Source organism: Actinoplanes awajinensis subsp. mycoplanecinus (genome assembly GCF_001509495.1).
Taxonomy (GTDB): Bacteria; Actinomycetota; Actinomycetes; order Mycobacteriales; family Micromonosporaceae; genus Actinoplanes; species Actinoplanes palleronii.
Genome location: NZ_LLZH01000121.1, coordinates 143,919 through 160,196 on the forward strand (window position 1 = coordinate 143,919; position 16,278 = coordinate 160,196).

A 16,278-nucleotide genomic window follows, 5' to 3' on the forward strand; every position below is an offset into this window, starting at 1 on the left:
GCCTGGAGTGCGGCGAGTGTCAGATCTTGCCGGTGCCGATACCGGCCTTGACCAGTGCGGAGACCGCGGACGTCTGGTCCAGCGTGACCGAGTACGGCGCCTTGGTGAACGTGCCGGTCTGCGTGATCACCGGGGCCTCACCGCCGAAGTCGTTGCCGGAGATGACCGCGAAGCCGTCCTTGTCGGAGTCCTCGGTGGTCCAGACCGGCAGCTTGACGTCGACGAAGACGTTGTTCTGCACCAGGCACTGCGCGTCCATCAGGCAGTGGATGCCGCTGGTCTTGGCGTTGGTGAACAGGTTGTTGTAGAGGTGCACGGTGCCGAAGCGCAGGCGCGGCAGCCGGGACGCCACGTTGTCGAACCAGTTGTGGCTGTAGGTGATCCGCAGGTGGCCGGTGTCCTCGGCGGCGTTGCTGTCCGAGTGGCCGACGAGCGAGCCCTTGAAGTGGTCGTGCAGGTAGTTCCAGGAGACCGTGACGAAGTCGGTGGCATGGGTCAGGTCCACCATGCCGTCGTAGAAGTCCTTGTCGTGGCTGGTGTCGTTGAAGAGCTCGTTGTGGTCGATCCAGATGTGGTCCGACTTCTGCGCCGCGATCAGGTCGGTCGGCGCCTGCGCGAACGAGATCTTCAGGTTGCGGATGATGACGTTGCTGGCCTTTTTGATGAAGAAGCCCGCACCGGTCAGGCCGGCGTTCGCACCGACACCCACGATGGTCTTGTTCGAGGAGACCACCACCTCGTCGGCACCGCTGCCCTGCAGGACGCTGGAGAGCTGCAGGATCTTCGCGCCGTCCGAGGCGGCCTCGGTGACCAGCTGGGACAGCGAGGTGATCTTCACGGTGGCGCCGCCGGCGCCACCGGTGGTGCCCTCGCCGAAGCCGATCGGGCTGGTCTCGAACGTGGTGCTGGTGCCGCTGCCTCCACTCGTCGCCGACGCGGATGCCGACGTGGTCGCGGTCGGACTCGTGGTCGCGGTCTTCGTGGGTGCGGCGGTCGCGGTCGCCGAGGCGGTCGGAGCCGTGGTCGTCGGCGCGGTGGTCGGTGCGCTGGTCGCGGCGGCCCCGCCGGTGCTCACCAGCACGTCGTCGAACTCGGCGGTGGCGTCGTAGGTCTGCACGCCGACCCGGCCCTTGCCGAACGCGGTAGCGGTCGCGGACAGGATCGAGGCCCCGTTCACCGAACCGCTCAGCGTGCTCCCGCTGACCTTCAGTGCCAGCGTGTACGACTCGCCGGCCTTGACGGTCAGCGCCGCCTCGCCGAGGACGGTGGCCGAGCCGGACTTCACCGACTCCAGGCGCACCTTGTTCGTGCCGGTCAGCGCGAGCCGGTAGAAGCTCGTCGAGCTGGTCGAGCGGGCCACGAGCGCGGCGTACCCGCCGGTGGCGACGGCGAGCGGCTCGACCCGGGCCTGCACGGTGTAGTCGGTCCAGCTGGTGTCGCCGGCGAACTGCCGGGCCAGCGTCGCACCGGACTTGCCCTGCTTGAGCACCTTGCTGCCGTCGCTGACGACCGACCAGTCACCACCCGACTTGGTCCAGCCGGCGGTGTCACCGTCCTCGAAGTTGTCGGAGAACCCGGCGGCGGTCGCGGTGTCGGCGTCGGCGAACGACACACCGGCCACCGTGCCGAGCCCGGCGACGACCACGGCCATGCCGGTCGCCAGCACGACTTTCCGCTTCCGGCGACTCGGCTTGTTCGCGCTGTCTTCGGCGCTGTTCATGGGTGTTCCTTCCGCTTCGGAGCGAGGCGGGGTGGGGGAAGGTCGCCTCATGGGGGAGGTGGCGCCGACCGCCAAGATCCGTTGCCTGACATGACTGTGATCGCCGTCACGTCGTAACGGGCGCTCACTCAGCCCGGATGGCGGTTGTCCTGATTCGCGGGGATAGGGGACGCTTCCAGCCCATCCCGCTGCCGAGCCCAGGAGTTCCCATGCCTACGCACGCCCTGCATCGGACGGTGGCAGTCGCCGCTCTCGTCTTCATCGGCGCGGCCCTGCTGATCCTGAGCGGTCTGCTCTCCGGAATCGTCGGCGACGCGGTCTACCTGCTGCTGCCGCTCAGCTGGCTGACCGCTTGCTGCGGGCTGGCCGGGATGGCGCTGAACCGCGCTCAGTACACGTCCCGCACGTAACGCTTCTCCGCGGCGAGCTGCTTCAGGTACGCGGTGGCCGCCTCCGGGCTCAGCCGGCCGTGGTTGACCGCGATCTCGTGCAGGGCGCTGTCGACGTCCTTCGCCATCCGGCTGGCGTCGCCGCAGACGTAGAAGTGCGCGCCGCCGGTCAGCCAGGCCCACACCTGAGCGCCGTGCTCCCGCATCCGGTCCTGGACATAGACCTTGGCCCGTTGATCCCGGGAGAACGCCAGGTCCAGGCGGGTCAGCGTGCCCGCCGCGGACAGCGCCGCCAGCTCCTCGGCATAGTAGAAATCGGTCGCCTGGCGCTGCTCTCCGAAGAACAGCCAGTTCGCCCCGGACGCGCCGCTCGCCTGCCGCTCCTGCAGGAACCCGAGGAACGGCGCCACTCCGGTGCCCGGCCCCACCATGATCATCGCGGTGGCCGGGTCGGCCGGCGGCCGGAAGTGCGGCGCCTTTTGCACGAACAACGACACCTCGAGATCCGGTCCGGCGTCCGCCAGGTGCGTCGAGCAGACACCCTTCCGGGTACGCCCGAGCAGGCTGTCGAACCGCACCACCGACACGGTCAGGCTCACCTGATCCGGGTCGACGAGCGGTGTCGAGCTGATCGAATACAGCCGGGGCTGCAACCGCTTCAGCACGCCGACCCACTCCTGCGCCGACGCGCGCACTCCCTGCTCGGCGATCAGGTCGACGGCTTGGCGCCCCCAGGACCACTTCGCCAGCTCACCCTTGTTGTCCGGGCGCAACAGCGTGCGCAGCTGCGCGTCCCCACCGCGGTCGGCGGTGAACCGGAGCAGGTCGCTGGTGATCCGGGTGATGTCCAGGTGCTTGGCCAGCGCCTCGCCGAGCGGGAGCATGCCGACCCGGTCGAGCTCGACGGCGTCGTCCGCGGCCAGGCCGGTGACGGTCAGCCACTCGCTGACCAGGTCCGGGCAGTTGACCGGCCACACGCCGAGCGCGTCACCGGCCCGGTAGTCCAGCCGCCCGCCGGTGTGGAACGTGAACCGGCGGACCTCCTTGGCCGAGCCGGGCTCGCTGAGCAGCTGGTTGCCGACCAGGTGGGCGGTCATCGGCGCGGCCCGGGTCGGTGCGACCGGAGGCGGGGCGGTCAGCGCCGAGACGACCGATTCCAGCCAGTCGGTGGCGGTGTCCTCGAAGTCCGGCTCGCAGTCGGCGCGCGGGGCGAGCCGGGTGCCGCCCAGCTCGGCGAGCCGTTCGTCGAGGCGGCGGCCGTGCCCGCAGAAGTCGTCGTAACTGGAGTCGCCGAAGGCCAGCACCGCGAACCGGCGGCCGTCCAGCCGGGGCGCGCCGTCGCCGGTCAGCGACTGCCAGAACGCGGTGCCGTTGTCCGGGGCGTCGCCGTCACCGAACGTGCTGGTCACCACGAGCAGGTCGGCGTCCGGGTCGAGCAGGTCGGGTGCGGCGCCGTCCATGCCGCGTACCGAGATCTGGTGACCGGTCTTGGCCAGGCGGTTCTGTAGTCCGCGCGCGAAATCCTCCGCGTTGCCGGTCTGTGAGGCCCAGAGGATCTGCAGCCGTGGCCCGGCCGGCTGCGGTCTGGCCACGGCCTTCTCGGGCGCGGTGGTGAAGACCCCGGCGAGCAGGCCGTTCACCCACATCGCGGTGTCCGGGTCGAACGGGGCGTTCCCCGGCAGGGTGGGCGCGCCGGCCAGGCCCGGTGGCAGCCCGGCGATGAATCCGGCCAGGTAGCGGCGCTGCGGGTCGGTCAGTGCGGGCGGCACCGGGTCCAGGCCGAGCAGGTCGTGGATCGTGGTGCCCGAGGTGGCGACCGGCGCCGGGACGGCGACCTTGGAGAGATTGACGGCGCAGATCTTCAACTCCGGCTGGAAGCTCAGCGGGTCGACCGCGTCGCTGGTCACCGCGTTGACGCTGACGTACTCGCCGAACAGGTCGTTCCAGTGGAACGGCGCGAAGCACGACCCGGGCAGCACCCGGTCGGTGAGCACCGCGGGCAGCACCGCCCGGCCCCGCCGCGACGCGATCTCCACCTGATCGCCCTCGGCCACCCCGAGCGCCGCCGCGTCCGCCGGGTTGATCTCCACGAACGGGCCGGGGTTCAGCTTGTTGAGCTTGGCGACCTTGCCGGTCTTGGTCATCGTGTGCCACTGGTGCTGCAGCCGGCCGGTGTTCAGCACAAACGGGAAGTCGTCGTCCGGCAGTTCGGCCGGGTCCAGGTGCGGGCGGGGGTGGAAGACCGCTTTGCCGCTCGCGGTGGCGAACCGGAAACCACCGCCTTCGGCGCGATAGCGAATCGGGTTGCGGTCCGGCCCACCGGGCACGGCCGGCCACTGCACCGGGCCCGCTTCGAGCCTTTCGTACGACACTCCGCGCAGGTCATAACCGGTCTGCGGGTTCGCGAACTGCTTGATCTCGTCGAGGATCTCGGACGCGCTGCCGTACGAAAAGGCCTGTGCGTGGCCCATCGCGGCCGCGACCCGGGCGATCAGCAACCAGTCCGGCAACGCCTCGTCCGGCGCGTCCACCACCGGGTGGACCAGGGTCAGACTGCGCTCTGAGTTGATCATGATGCCGTCCGTTTCGGACCACATCGCGGCCGGCAGCGCGATGTCGGCGTACGCGTTCGTCTCGGTCTCCGCGAACGCGTCCTGGGTGATCACCAGCTCGGCGGCCTCCAGCCCGGCGATCACGGTCTTCCGGTTGCCGACCGAGGCGACCGGGTTGGTGCAGACGATCCAGCAGGCCTTGATCCGCCCGGCGGCCATCTGCTCGAACATCTCGACGGTGCCCTTGCCGACGTCGGTGCGCAGGGTGCCGCCGGGCAGGTCCCAGACCCGCTCAGTGAACTCGCGGTCCGCCGGGACCAGCACCGATCGCTGGCCGGGCAGACCCGGACCCATGTAGCCCATCTCCCGGCCGCCCATCGCGTTCGGCTGCCCGGTGAGCGAGAACGGGCCACTTCCGGTACGGCAGATCGCGCCGGTCGCCAGGTGCAGATTGCAGATCGCGTTGGTGTTCCAGGTGCCGTGCGTGCTCTGGTTCAGCCCCATGGTCCACAGCGAGACCCAGTTCGGGGCGTCGCTGATCCACTCGGCGGCGGTGCGGATGTCCGCTTCTGCCAGCCCGGTCAGCTCGGCCACCCGGTCCGGCGGGTAGTCCGCGAGCAGCTCCGGCATCGCGGCCCAGCCCTCGGTGAACGCCGTGATGAACTCCTCGTCCTTCTCGACGAGGTGCAGCAGGCCGTTGAGCAGGGCCAGATCGGTGCCCGGCCGGATCTGCAGGAACAGGTCGGCCTTGTCGGCGGTGGCGCTGCGCCGCGGATCCACCACGATCAGCTTGGCGCCGGCCTTGACCCGCTCCATCATCCGCAGGAACAGGATCGGGTGGCAGTCCGCCATGTTCGCGCCGATCACGAAGAAGACGTCCGCGTGGTCCAGGTCGTCGTACGACCCGGGCGGCCCGTCGGCGCCCAGCGACAGCTTGTAGCCGGTGCCCGCGCTGGCCATGCAGAGCCGCGAGTTCGACTCGATGTTGTTGGTGCCGATGTAGCCCTTGACCAGCTTGTTCGCCAGGTACTGGGCTTCCAGGGTCATCTGGCCGGAGACGTACATGGCGAACGCGTCCGGCCCGTGCTCGTCGACGATCGCCCGCAGCCGGCGCCCGGTCTCCGCGATCGCCTCGTCCAGGTTCTGCTTCTGCGGCTCGGCGCCGCGCTCCGGCCGGACCAGGGCGTAGCCCAGCCGCCCCTCGGCCTGCAACAGCTCGGCGCTGGTGGCGCCCTTGGTGCAGAGCCGGCCGCGGTTGGCCGGATGCGCCTTGTCGCCGGTCGCCTTGAGGACGCGGCGGCGCCCGTCCGGGTCGCGGGCCACGTCGAGCACGATGCCGCAGCCGACGCCGCAGTAGCCGCAGACGGTGCGCACCTGGGTGACATCGGCGGCCACAGGGGGAGTCCTTCCGTCCGGGGTCGTCCTCGCATGGCCACGGTAGGAAGCGGGGATTACCGCCCGGTCACCCCCACCTACGTCAACGAGTTACCCGAACCTCACCACGGCTGCCGACCGCTTGTGACCCGCCTGACCGCTCCGCGCAACGCCCGCGGTCCAGTCGCGGTCCCCCGGCTGGTCCTCAGGGGTGTCTCGCCGGCCCGGAGGCACCCCTGGGGGCCAGCCGGGGCGGTCAGTAGGCGGCGGCGCTCACGTAGACCCAGGCGCGGACGCCGGAGCTGAGCGAGAGCAGTACCCGGTGGTAGTCGGCCACCTCGTACTTGTCCGCGGCGAGCAGCTCGTCCTCGGAGACCTCGTAGACCGCACCGGGGATCCGGTCGTGCTCGCTGCCGGTCTCCACGACGATCGGGTGACGGGTCTCGCCGCTGATCGCGATGACCTCCGGGTCGGTGATCTCCAGGAGTCGCACCGCGTAACCGGGCAACGTGTCGGCCCGGCCCTCCAGCTCCCGTCCGAAGTTGGCCCGCTGAACCGCGGACTCCTGCAGGGTGCCGTACGAGAAGAGCAGAGGCATGACCCTGATCCTGCCGGTTTTGCCTCGCCGGTTTAGCCTGCGTCTCGGGTGACGGGACCGAGGGGGTCGCTGTGGGTACTTGGTTGGCCACTGTCCGCTTCCCGGACGGCACCGCGAGATATGCCGCATACAGCACTGTCTCTGGGGCGATGTCGACCGAGCTGTATGCGATGTTTCACGTGGAACACTACCGAGAGTCAATCTGTGGTGACCCGCTGCCGAGATTTCCCGAGGCGCCGCGTGCCCCGATCGATCAGCTGATCCCGGTCGAGATCAGCCACGCGCCGGACGACTGTCACTGGGCGGCCGTTTACTGTCCGCGACGGGCGATGGTGCTCGGCCCGCTCTCGCCGTACTGGATGTGGCGCGTCCAGGAGAGCCACGAGATGATCCGTGGCGTGGCCGACGAATTGCGGCATTTATCGCAACTGGCGGATCGGGCCCGGTGCGGGGCGCCCGTGTCGGGCACCCCGCTGCCGTACCGCCGTTACGCCGTCATGGGCTTCGCGGACGGGGACGAGGCGGACCAGCCGCCCGAGGTGGACATCTTCGCCACCTGGAACAGTCCGGACATCTGCCGCGAGTGCCTGGCCGTCGTGGCCGCTCAGGACCGATAGACCGCCGTGCCGCCGACGAAGGTCATCGCGACCTTCGTCGCGGAAATCTCCGCGGCCGGGCCGTCGAACGGGTCGCGGTCCAGCACCACCAGGTCCGCGACATTTCCGGTACGGATACTGCCGCTGTCGTCCCGGTGATTCACGTACGCGCTACCCGCCGTGTAGGCCGCCAGCGCCGTTCCGAGGTCCAGTCGCTGCGCCGGCAGGAACACCCGCCCGTCGTCCTCGCCGGGCGCCGACCGGTTCACCGCCACGTGGATGCCCTCGATCGGGTTCGGGCTGCTCACCGGCCAGTCCGAGCCGGCCGCCAGGGTCGCGCCGGCCCGCAGCAGGTCACCGAACGGGTACTGCCACCCGGCCCGCTCAACCCCGAGGAACGGAATGGTCAGCTCGTCCATCTGCGGCTCGTGCGCGGCCCACAGCGGCTGCAGGTTCGCGGTCGCGCCGAGCCGCCGGAACCGGTTGATGTCGGCGGGGTGCACCACCTGGAGGTGGGCCAGGTGCGGCCGGGTGTCCCGGAACCCGTTCTTGCCGCGGGCCGCCTCGATCGCGTCCAGCGCCTCGCGGACCGCCCGGTCGCCGAGCGCGTGGAAGTGCACCTGGAAGCCGAGCGCGTCGAGTTCGGTGACGTACCCGTTCAGCGCGGTCGGCTCGACGAAGCTCAGCCCGCTGTTCGGCGTCGGGCAGCCGCACGCGTCCAGGTAGGGCGCGGTCATCGCGGCGGTGAAGTTCTCCGCCACCCCGTCCTGCATGATCTTCACGGTCGAGCAGCGCAGCCGGCCGTGGGTGAGCTGCGCACGATGTGCGACCAGCTCCGGGATCTGCTCGCCGCCGCGGTCCCGGTCCCACCAGAGCGCCCCGGTCACCGACGCGGTGAGCCAGCCCTCGCGGGCCGCGGTCAGGTAGGCGTCGGCCGGGTCCGGGTAGCCGTTCGAGCCGCGCAGCATGGCGTCCTGCCAGCCGGTGATGCCCAGCGAGTGCAGCAGGTCCTGCGACCGGCGCAGCCCGGCCACCAGCTCGGCCGGGGTGGTCTTCGGGATCAGGTGGTTGACCAGGGTGACCGCGCCCTCCTGCAGGGCGCCGGCCGGGTGCCCGCCGGCGTCCCGGTTGATCACCCCGTCGGCCGGGTCCGGGGTGTCCCGGGTGAGGCCGGCCCGCGCCAGGGCGAACGAGTTGACCCAGGCGCCGTGGTGGTCGCGGTTGGTCAGGTAGACCGGCCGGTCCGGGACGACCCGGTCGAGCAGCTCCTTGGTCGGCACGCCGCCCGGGAAGCTCTCCATCGACCAGCCGCTGCCGGTGATCCACTCCTGGTCCGGGTGCGCGGCGGCGTAGGCGGCCACCCGGGACAGGTATTCGTCCAGGTCGGTGGTGCCGGTCAGGTCGCACTCGCCCATCTCGACGCCGCCGAAGACCGCGTGCACGTGCGCGTCCTGGAAGCCGGGGATCAGCAGCCGGCCGGCCAGGTCGACGACCTCGGTGCCCGGGCCGCGCAGCTCGTCCAGGTCGTGACCGACCGCCAGGATCCGTCCGTCCTTGACGGCCACCGCGGTCGCCCGGGTGCGGGCCGCGTCGACGGTGAACGCGGGTCCACCGGTGAAGAGCAGGTCAGCGGTGGTCATACGGTCTCCTCGGCAGTGGCAGCGACGGCGGTGACGAAATAGGGGGAACGGCGGCGCCACTTGGCGACCGCGGCGGCGGCCAGGCCGAGCAGCACGATGAGTGCCGGCGCGGCCAGGTTGAACCAGCCGTTGTCGACGCTGATGGCGAACCCGTCGCTGAGTGTCGCGTAGTACCCGGCGAGGTAGACGCCGAGGGCGAGCAACGTCGTACCGGAAAGGAGTGGGACCACGACGGCCCGCAAGCCTTCGGCGGGGTTTGTCCGCAGGAGTCCGCGGAAGCGGACCGCGGAGGCGACAGCGGTCAGTCCGTAATAGATCGCCACGAGCAGGCCGATGGTGTTGACCGCGGCGAGGATCGCCTGGTTGAGGGTGGGAATGGCGAACTCCAGCAGGGCGACGAACCCGGCGATCACCGCGATCGCGACGGTGCCGGCGGCCGGGGCGCCGCGCGGGTTGAGCCGTGCCCAGGCCGGGCCGAGCGTCCGGTCCCGGCTCATCGCCAGGGTCAGCCGGGCGGTCGGGATCACCCCGGACTGCACCGACGCGATCGCCGAGAACATCAGGGCCAGCAGCGGCAGCGACGCCCACGGCTCGCCGACCAGCTTCGCGGCGTAGTAGCTGAGCCCCTGCGCGCCGTTCTCGGCCAGCTCGCCGACCGGCAGCACCCGCTGGAACGCGATCGAGCCGAGCACGAAGAGGCCGAGCATGGTGAAGAGCGCGATGTAGCCGCCGCGGGCCGCGTCCTCCGGGTCGCGGGTCTCCTCGGTGACGCTGAACGCGGCGTCCCAGCCCCAGTAGAAGAAGACCGCCAGGACCAGGCCCTGCGCCAGCGAGGTGACCGAGTCGAAGGCGAACGGGTTCAGCCAGGAGAACGAGAACGGCTGGTCGCCGACGATCATGCCCCAGCCGCAGAAGACGATCAGGACCGCGTACTCGAAGATCAGCAGGTACTTCTGGAAGTTCGCGGCGTGGCTGACCCCGCGGATCGCGGTCCAGGTCACCGCGACCAGGATGACCAGGCCGACCAGGGTGCACTGGGCGGTCGAGTTCGGGTCGAGGCCGTGCAGGCCGAGCTTGTCGGCGGTCTGGATGAGCAGCGAGCCGCAGATCGCCGTCGTGTAGGCCAGGAAGATCACCGTGCCGGCGATCGGGATCCAGCCGGCCAGGAAGCCCAGCCACGGGCCGAGCGTGCTGCCCACCCAGGTGTATCCGGTGCCGCAGTTCGGTTCGGAGCGGTTCAGGCGGGCGTAGGCGCCGGCGATGCCGAGCATCGGCAGGAACGCCAGGATCAGCAGGATCGGCACCTGGTGACCGACGGTCGCGGCCAGCACCCCGGTGCCGATCGCGATGCTGGTGGTGGCGGCGGTGCTGGACGCGGCGATGACAACGCCGTCCACGACGCCGAGCGACTTCGGCATGGCTGTGTTCATCCGTGCGCTCCTCAGAGTGGCCCTGGCCACAGATGCAACGACATTTGAACACTGATGTCAACGGTGTTCACAACGTTGTTTCATTAGGATGTGGCCATGGCGAAGAGGGAGCGGGGCACGCTGAGCCGGGCCGAGATCGTGCGGGTGGCGATGGAGGTGGCCGAGGCGGAGGGTTCCGACGCGCTGACGTTCCGGCGGCTCGGGCCGGCGCTCGGGGTGGCGCCGACCGCGGTGCTGCGGCACTTCCGGGACAAGGACGAGCTGCTGCTGGCGATCGGCGCGCAACTGCTGGAGAACGCCCTCGCTGAGGTCGACCACGACGAGCCGAGCTGGCGCGAGCGGATCATGTCGCTGTCCCGGGCCACCCGCCGGGCGTTCGTTGCGCATCCCCGGGTCGCGGCCCTGGTGGCCACCCGGACGCTGCGCCAGGAGGCCGAGTTCCGCACCGTGGAGCTGATCATCGGGGCGATGGAGCAGGCCGGGCTGAACGGGCGGGCGGCGGCCAGCATGTACCGGGTGGTCGCCGACACCGTGCTGGCCTGGACGGCCTTCGAGGCGAACGTGCACGCGGTCGGGCTGGACGTGATGCGCCAGGACGGCCTGGCCTGGGACCGGGAGTACGTGGTGCTGCCCGCCGACAGGTACCCGCACATCCGCGGGGTTGCCGAGCACCTGAGCGAGGTCGACCGGGAGGACCAGTTCGAGCTGGCCCTCGAACTGGTCCTGGACGCGGTCGAGGCGCGCGGGAACGCCGGGGGCCAGGCACGGGCTATATGATCTTGCCGCCCGCGGACCACCTCGACGGCGGCGCGAACGGCGCCTCCGGGGACATCGTGGTCAACTGCGAACGCTGACTCAACGCGGGGGTCCTTTGGCCTCCGCGTTGATTTTTTCAGGGTGCTGACGGACGGCGTACCCAAGATATGATCACGCCGCCGTGCGGCATGGATGCCGCCCGGATCCTTGGGGAGGATCCACGTGCTTCACTCTCTTCTGCCCGCCCGTCTCGGCGCGGCCCTTCTCGCAACTGTTTCGATCGGCGCGTTCGCCGCGCCCGCGCAGGCCGCCACCGCCGGCGTCGCCTCGATTTCCGGCACCAAGGTCCGCTACGTGGCCGGCGGCAGCCAGACCAACCGCGTGGTGATCACCCGCAGCGGCAACACCGTGACCGTCGACGATCGGGTCGCGGTCAAGGCCGGCAAGGGCTGCAAGGCGGTCAAGGGTGACAAGACCAAGGTCCGCTGCACGCTCAAGGGCCTCACCCGGGTCAACGTCTGGCTCTACGACGGCAACGACTCGGTGGTGAACAACTCCGGTCTGCCGATGACCGCCGAGGGCGGCTCGGGCAACGACAAGCTCGTCGGCGGCTCGCGCGGCGACACCCTGCGGGGGATGTCCGGCGCCGACCGGCTCTACGGCATGGGCGGCAACGACCACCTCGACGCCGACACCGGCAACGACGCGCTTTCCGGCGGTGACGGCAACGACACCCTGGTCGGCTGGGCCGGCAACGACACCCTCTACGGCGGCAACGGCAACGACTCGCTCGAGGGCGTCGACGGCAACGACAAGCTGTACGGCGGTTACGGCCAGGACGGCCTCTCCGGTGGCCGGGGCAAGGACCGGCTCGACGGTGGCCCCGGCAACGACGGGCTGGACGGCGACGACGCCTCCACGGCGGTCTACGCCGACGTCCTGCTCGGCGGCGCCGGTACCGACGCGGTGTCGTACTACGGCCGGACCCGGGCGGTCTGGGCGGACGCCGACGGCGTTGGCGACGACGGCCAGTCCGGTGAGCACGACAACGTGGGCACCGACGTCGAGACCCTGATCGGTGGCACCGGCAACGACCGCCTGACCGGCAACAACAGCGCCGGCCAGCTCCAGGGCGGCCCCGGCGACGACATCCTGCGCGGCGGCGGCGGCAACGACCTGGTGGAGGGCGGCGAGGGCCGCGACTACCTGTACGGCGACGCCGGCGACGACCAGCTCTTCGGCTACGAGGACCGGGCCGCCGCGGACCACCTCGACGGCGGCGCGAACGGCGTGGCCGGCGACGAGTGCCACCCCTACGCCCCGGACGTGGCCGTCAACTGCGAACGCTGACCCCTTAGTACCGCCCAACGAATCCCGCGCTCCCACCGAGCGCGGGATTCACCCTTCCCACCCCGCCAGCCGCCACTTGCGTGGGGAGTTCCGGTCCGCTCCGCACCGAAAGTCCCCACGCAGTCGTCGGGCGCTGCTTGTGTGGGGAGTTGCGGTTCGCTCCGCGCCGAAAGTCCCCACGCAAGCGTCGGGCGCTGCTTGTGTGGGGAGTTGCGGTTCGCTCCGCACCGAAAGTCCCCACGCAGTCGTCGGGCGCTGCCTGCGTGGGGAGTTGCGGTTGAAAGCTCCACGCAGGGGGTTTGTGCGGCGGCTCGCGGGGGTGGTTCGGCGGTGTGTGAATTGACTCTTGTTCCGGGCCGATCAGCGTCCTACGCTGCCAGCAGCAGGAAAGCGCTTTCCCAAAGCACCCGGAGGTAACCGCACATGGCAGCGCGCAGATCGATCGGCATTGTGCTCAACGGAGTGACCGGCCGGATGGGGTATCGGCAGCACCTGGTCCGTTCCCTGCTGGCCATCCGTGAGCAGGGCGGCGTGGCCCTGCCCGGTGGCGGCCACATCTGGCCCGAGCCGATCCTGGTCGGCCGCGACCCGGACAAGCTCGCCGCAATCGCCGCGCGGCACGGCCTCACCGAGTGGACCACCGACCTGGACGCCGCACTGGCCCGGCCGGACGTGGAGATCTATTTCGACGCGCAGGTGACCCAGCAGCGGGAGAAGGCGATCCGGCAGGCGATCGGCGCCGGCAAGCACGTCTACACGGAGAAGCCGCTCGCGGAGAGTTCGGCGGCCGCCGAGGAGCTGGCCGAGCTGGCCGGCGCGGCCGGGATCCGCAGCGGCGTCGTACAGGACAAGCTCTTCCTGCCCGGACTCCGCAAGCTGAAGCGGCTGATCGACGGCGGGTTCTTCGGCCGGATCCTGTCGGTGCGCGGCGAGTTCGGCTACTGGGTCTTCGAGGGGGACTGGCAGGTCGCCCAGCGGCCGAGCTGGAACTACCGGCTGGCCGACGGCGGCGGCATCGTGATGGACATGTTCCCGCACTGGAACTACGTGCTGGAGGAGCTGTTCGGCGCGGTCCGCGGGGTGCAGACCACGATCGCCACGCACGTGGAGCGCCGGGTGGACGAGCGCGGCGAGGAGTACACCGCGGACGCCGACGACGCCGCGTACGCGATCTTCGAACTCGAGGGTGGCATCGTCGCCCAGATCAACTCGTCGTGGGCGGTCCGGGTGAACCGGGACGAGCTCGTCGAGTTCCAGGTCGACGGGACGCTGGGCAGCGCCGTGGCCGGTCTGCGCGGCTGCAAGATCCAGCACCGGGCCACCACGCCGAAGCCGGTCTGGAACCCGGATCTGCCGCTGACCGGCGCGTCGTTCCGGGACCAGTGGGCCGAGGTGCCGGACAACGACGAGTTCGACAACGGCTTCAAGGTCCAGTGGGAGGCGTTCCTCCGGCACGTGGTGGCCGGGGAGGCGTTCCACTGGGACTTCGCGTCCGGTGCCCGCGGGGTCCGGCTGGCCGAGGCCGGTCTGCAGTCGGCACGCGAGGGCCGGCGCATCGAGCTGGGGAACGCCTGACATGGCCACGGTGCACCTCCCCGACGGCCGTGACCTGGTCCTTTCCGGACAGCAGTCATGGGAAATACCGAAAAATCCACCCAAAAATCGGATTGCGTACGCGGCGGCGCACGTCGTCGCCGACCCGCGCGCGCAGAACGCCCCGGGCGCGCCCGCTGTCCTGGACTGGGAGACCACGCTGGCCTTCCGCCATCACCTGTGGTCGCACGGTCTCGGTGTCGCCGAGGCGATGGACACCGCGCAGCGCGGGATGGGCCTGGACTACGCCGCGACCAGGGAACTGATCCGGCGCAGCGCGGCCGAGGCCCGGTCCGCGGGCGGTCGCATCGTGGCCGGGGTCGCCACCGACCAGCTGGCGCCCGGCGCGGCCACCCTCGAGCAGGTCGGCCGGGCCTACGCCGAGCAGTTGAGCGACGTGCTCACCGCGGGTGCGGTCCCGGTGCTGATGTGCAGCCGCCACCTGGCCGCCACCGCCCGCGACGCCGACGACTACCTGGCGATCTACCGACCCTTGCTGGAGAAGTCCGACAAACCTGTCGTGTTGCACTGGCTCGGCACCGCGTTCGACCCGGCGCTCGAGGGCTACTGGGGTTCGTCCGACGTGGACAAGGCGACCGAGACCCTGCTCGAGCTGATCAACAGCAACGCGGCCAAGGTCGACGGCGTCAAGGTCTCGCTGCTCGACGCGGACCACGAGATCCGCCTGCGGCGCCGGCTCCCGGCCGGCGTCCGGCTCTACACCGGTGACGACTTCAACTATCCCGACCTGATCCGCGGTGACGAGCAGGGCTATTCGGACGCGCTGCTCGGCATCTTCGCGGCGATCGCCCCGGCCGCCGCTGCCGCGTTCGCCGCGCTGGACCGCGGTGACCTGGCCGAGTACGACCGGATCTTCGCGCCGACCGTCCCGCTCTCCCGGCACATCTTCGAGAAGCCGACCTTCTACTACAAGACCGGCATCGTCTTCCTCGCCTGGCTGGCCGGTCACCAGCGGCACTTCACCATGGTCGGCGGCCTGCAGTCGGGTCGCTCGGTGCCGCACTTCGCCACCCTGATCGAGCTCGCCGACACCGCCGGCCTGCTCACTGACCCGGACCTGGCCGCCCACCGGGCGAACCGGTTCTTCGAGGTGATGGCCGGATGAGCCGTTTCTCCTTCAATCAGATCACCGCCAAGCTGTGGGACCTGCCGGACCTGGTCGCCGGCTGTGTCGAGGCCGGCGTCGGCCAGGTCGCGCTCTGGCGTGAGCCGGTCACCGAGTACGGCCTGGAGCGTTCCGCCGCCCTGGTCCGGGACGCCGGCCTGTCGGTGACCACGCTCTGCCGCAGCGGCTTCTTCCAGGCGCCGGACTGGTTCGACGACAACCGCCGGGCCATCGACGAGGCCGCCGCCCTGGACACCAAGGTGCTGGTGCTGGTCTCCGGCGGGCTCCCGGCCGGCTCGAAGGACCTGGCCGGCGCCCGGCAGCACGTCGCCGACGCGATCGCCGAGCTGGTGCCGCACGCGGCCGCCGCCGGGGTGACCCTGGCGATCGAGCCGCTGCACCCGATGTACGCCGCGGACCGCTGCGTGATCAGCACCTGGGATCAGGCCATGGCGATCGCCGAGCAGCACCCGGTCGGGCAGGTCGGTGTCACCGTCGACACGTACCACCTGTGGTGGGACGACACCGTGCTGGACCGGATCGCGCGGGCCGGCGAGCGGATCGCGATCTACCAGCTGGCCGACTGGGTCACCCCGCTGCCGCAGGGGGTGCTGACCGGCCGTGGCCTGCCCGGTGACGGGTGCATCGACATGGCCGCGTTCCACGCCGCGGTGGAGAAGGCCGGGTACACGGGGCCGATCGAGGTCGAGGTGATGAACGCCGAGCTGTGGGAGCGTCCCGGGCGGGAGATCCTGGACGCGACGCTCACCTCGTACCGAAAAGTGGTTTAAAAGGGTCTTTATTTTGGTGGCAGCGAGCTGGCGAAGTCGACGCCGGCTCGCAGCCACCGGGCCAGCTCCTCGTCGTCGAGGCGGTCGCCGTCGACCACGATCCAGTTCTTCATCGGGCGGCCGGTGAAGTCGAAGACCCGGGTGCCCGGCTCGGTGAGCGCGGCCTCGCCGGCCTCCGCGCCGAGCCGCACGATCAGGTCGTCGCCCATCACGCCGACGGCCATGTTGCCGTGCACCATGAAGGTGATCCCGCCGAACATCCGCTTGTCGGTCACGCCGTCCGCGTCCGCGAACGCGTCCCGGATCCGTTCCGCGAGTCCCTCGTCGAAGGCCATACCGCCAACGTACGGCAGAGCCACCGTG

General features: G+C 70.5%; 13 protein-coding genes. 7 read left to right on the forward strand and 6 right to left on the reverse strand.

Translation table 11 applies throughout. The features are described 5' to 3' along the window. Window positions 1-19: 19 nt before the first annotated feature. On the reverse strand, window positions 20-1,720 hold the full coding sequence (locus ADL15_RS52940; RefSeq protein ID WP_198170797.1) for a pectate lyase family protein: 1,701 nt from the start codon (window positions 1,718-1,720) through the stop codon (window positions 20-22). Between the two features lie 209 nt (window positions 1,721-1,929). Here ADL15_RS52940 and ADL15_RS15860 point away from each other — a divergent pair, with 209 nt between their 5' ends. Next, window positions 1,930-2,130, forward strand: coding sequence for a hypothetical protein (locus ADL15_RS15860; RefSeq protein ID WP_067690654.1), 201 nt, complete (start codon window positions 1,930-1,932; stop codon window positions 2,128-2,130). On the opposite strand, the gene ADL15_RS15865 is transcribed toward ADL15_RS15860, so the two are convergent. Together ADL15_RS15865 and ADL15_RS15870 are read right to left on the reverse strand one after the other, a co-directional pair. Further along, window positions 2,109-6,056, reverse strand: coding sequence for a bifunctional nitrate reductase/sulfite reductase flavoprotein subunit alpha (locus tag ADL15_RS15865; RefSeq protein ID WP_067690657.1), 3,948 nt, complete (start codon window positions 6,054-6,056; stop codon window positions 2,109-2,111). The genes ADL15_RS15860 and ADL15_RS15865 overlap by 22 nt on opposite strands. 235 nt (window positions 6,057-6,291) lie before the next feature. After that, complete coding sequence (locus tag ADL15_RS15870) at window positions 6,292-6,633, reverse strand: gamma-glutamylcyclotransferase family protein (protein ID WP_067690660.1); 342 nt, start codon at window positions 6,631-6,633, stop codon at window positions 6,292-6,294. Between the two features lie 149 nt (window positions 6,634-6,782). Between ADL15_RS15870 and ADL15_RS15875 the strand changes: the two genes are divergently transcribed. Beyond that, window positions 6,783-7,250 (forward strand): hypothetical protein, encoded by a 468-nt coding sequence (locus tag ADL15_RS15875; protein ID WP_157441385.1) that lies wholly within the window; start codon window positions 6,783-6,785, stop codon window positions 7,248-7,250. Here ADL15_RS15875 and ADL15_RS15880 read toward each other — a convergent pair. Together ADL15_RS15880 and ADL15_RS15885 are read right to left on the reverse strand one after the other, a co-directional pair. After that, window positions 7,238-8,869 carry an amidohydrolase gene (locus ADL15_RS15880; protein WP_067690666.1) on the reverse strand — a complete coding sequence of 544 codons (1,632 nt, stop codon included), beginning with the start codon at window positions 8,867-8,869 and terminating at the stop codon, window positions 7,238-7,240. The two genes, ADL15_RS15875 and ADL15_RS15880, sit on opposite strands and share 13 nt — an antisense overlap. Next, entirely contained in the window at window positions 8,866-10,299 is a 1,434-nt protein-coding gene (locus ADL15_RS15885; RefSeq protein WP_067690669.1) for an APC family permease, read from the reverse strand. Before ADL15_RS15885 ends, ADL15_RS15880 begins: the two co-directional genes overlap by 4 nt. 96 nt (window positions 10,300-10,395) lie before the next feature. Here ADL15_RS15885 and ADL15_RS15890 point away from each other — a divergent pair, with 96 nt between their 5' ends. The 5 genes from ADL15_RS15890 (at window position 10,396) to ADL15_RS15910 (ending at window position 15,915) form a co-directional block, all read left to right on the forward strand. After that, window positions 10,396-11,076 (forward strand): TetR/AcrR family transcriptional regulator, encoded by a 681-nt coding sequence (locus ADL15_RS15890; protein ID WP_067690672.1) that lies wholly within the window; start codon window positions 10,396-10,398, stop codon window positions 11,074-11,076. A gap of 201 nt (window positions 11,077-11,277) precedes the next feature. Beyond that, complete coding sequence (locus tag ADL15_RS15895) at window positions 11,278-12,405, forward strand: calcium-binding protein (protein ID WP_067690675.1); 1,128 nt, start codon at window positions 11,278-11,280, stop codon at window positions 12,403-12,405. A gap of 423 nt (window positions 12,406-12,828) precedes the next feature. Next, the gene (locus tag ADL15_RS15900; RefSeq protein WP_067690677.1) at window positions 12,829-13,980 is read left to right on the forward strand and encodes a Gfo/Idh/MocA family protein; all 1,152 of its coding nucleotides are present in this window, start codon (window positions 12,829-12,831) and stop codon (window positions 13,978-13,980) included. 1 nt (window position 13,981) lies between these two features. Then, window positions 13,982-15,124, forward strand: a complete 1,143-nt coding sequence (locus tag ADL15_RS15905; RefSeq protein ID WP_067690679.1) for a dihydrodipicolinate synthase family protein — start codon at window positions 13,982-13,984, stop codon at window positions 15,122-15,124. Then, a complete protein-coding gene (locus ADL15_RS15910) occupies window positions 15,121-15,915 on the forward strand; it encodes a sugar phosphate isomerase/epimerase family protein (protein ID WP_067690682.1) in 795 nt (264 codons plus the stop codon). The genes ADL15_RS15905 and ADL15_RS15910 overlap by 4 nt, the downstream gene beginning before the upstream one ends. A gap of 8 nt (window positions 15,916-15,923) precedes the next feature. Here the strand turns inward: ADL15_RS15910 and ADL15_RS15915 are convergent, their stop codons facing one another. After that, complete coding sequence (locus tag ADL15_RS15915; protein ID WP_067690685.1) at window positions 15,924-16,250, reverse strand: TfoX/Sxy family protein; 327 nt, start codon at window positions 16,248-16,250, stop codon at window positions 15,924-15,926. Window positions 16,251-16,278: the final 28 nt, after the last annotated feature.

What these genes read in the sequence shown, in the direction of transcription:
- ADL15_RS15900 (WP_067690677.1), top strand. Translation starts at nt 12,829, where the DNA reads ATGGCAGCGCGCAGATCGATCGGCATTGTGCTCAACGGAGTGACCGGC.
- ADL15_RS15910 (WP_067690682.1), top strand. Translation starts at nt 15,121, where the DNA reads ATGAGCCGTTTCTCCTTCAATCAGATCACCGCCAAGCTGTGGGACCTG.
- ADL15_RS15880 (WP_067690666.1), bottom strand. Translation starts at nt 8,869, where the DNA reads ATGACCACCGCTGACCTGCTCTTCACCGGTGGACCCGCGTTCACCGTC.
- ADL15_RS15875 (WP_157441385.1), top strand. Translation starts at nt 6,783, where the DNA reads ATGTCGACCGAGCTGTATGCGATGTTTCACGTGGAACACTACCGAGAG.
- ADL15_RS15870 (WP_067690660.1), bottom strand. Translation starts at nt 6,633, where the DNA reads ATGCCTCTGCTCTTCTCGTACGGCACCCTGCAGGAGTCCGCGGTTCAG.
- ADL15_RS15915 (WP_067690685.1), bottom strand. Translation starts at nt 16,250, where the DNA reads ATGGCCTTCGACGAGGGACTCGCGGAACGGATCCGGGACGCGTTCGCG.
- ADL15_RS52940 (WP_198170797.1), bottom strand. Translation starts at nt 1,720, where the DNA reads ATGAACAGCGCCGAAGACAGCGCGAACAAGCCGAGTCGCCGGAAGCGG.
- ADL15_RS15890 (WP_067690672.1), top strand. Translation starts at nt 10,396, where the DNA reads ATGGCGAAGAGGGAGCGGGGCACGCTGAGCCGGGCCGAGATCGTGCGG.
- ADL15_RS15885 (WP_067690669.1), bottom strand. Translation starts at nt 10,299, where the DNA reads ATGAACACAGCCATGCCGAAGTCGCTCGGCGTCGTGGACGGCGTTGTC.
- ADL15_RS15905 (WP_067690679.1), top strand. Translation starts at nt 13,982, where the DNA reads ATGGCCACGGTGCACCTCCCCGACGGCCGTGACCTGGTCCTTTCCGGA.
- ADL15_RS15860 (WP_067690654.1), top strand. Translation starts at nt 1,930, where the DNA reads ATGCCTACGCACGCCCTGCATCGGACGGTGGCAGTCGCCGCTCTCGTC.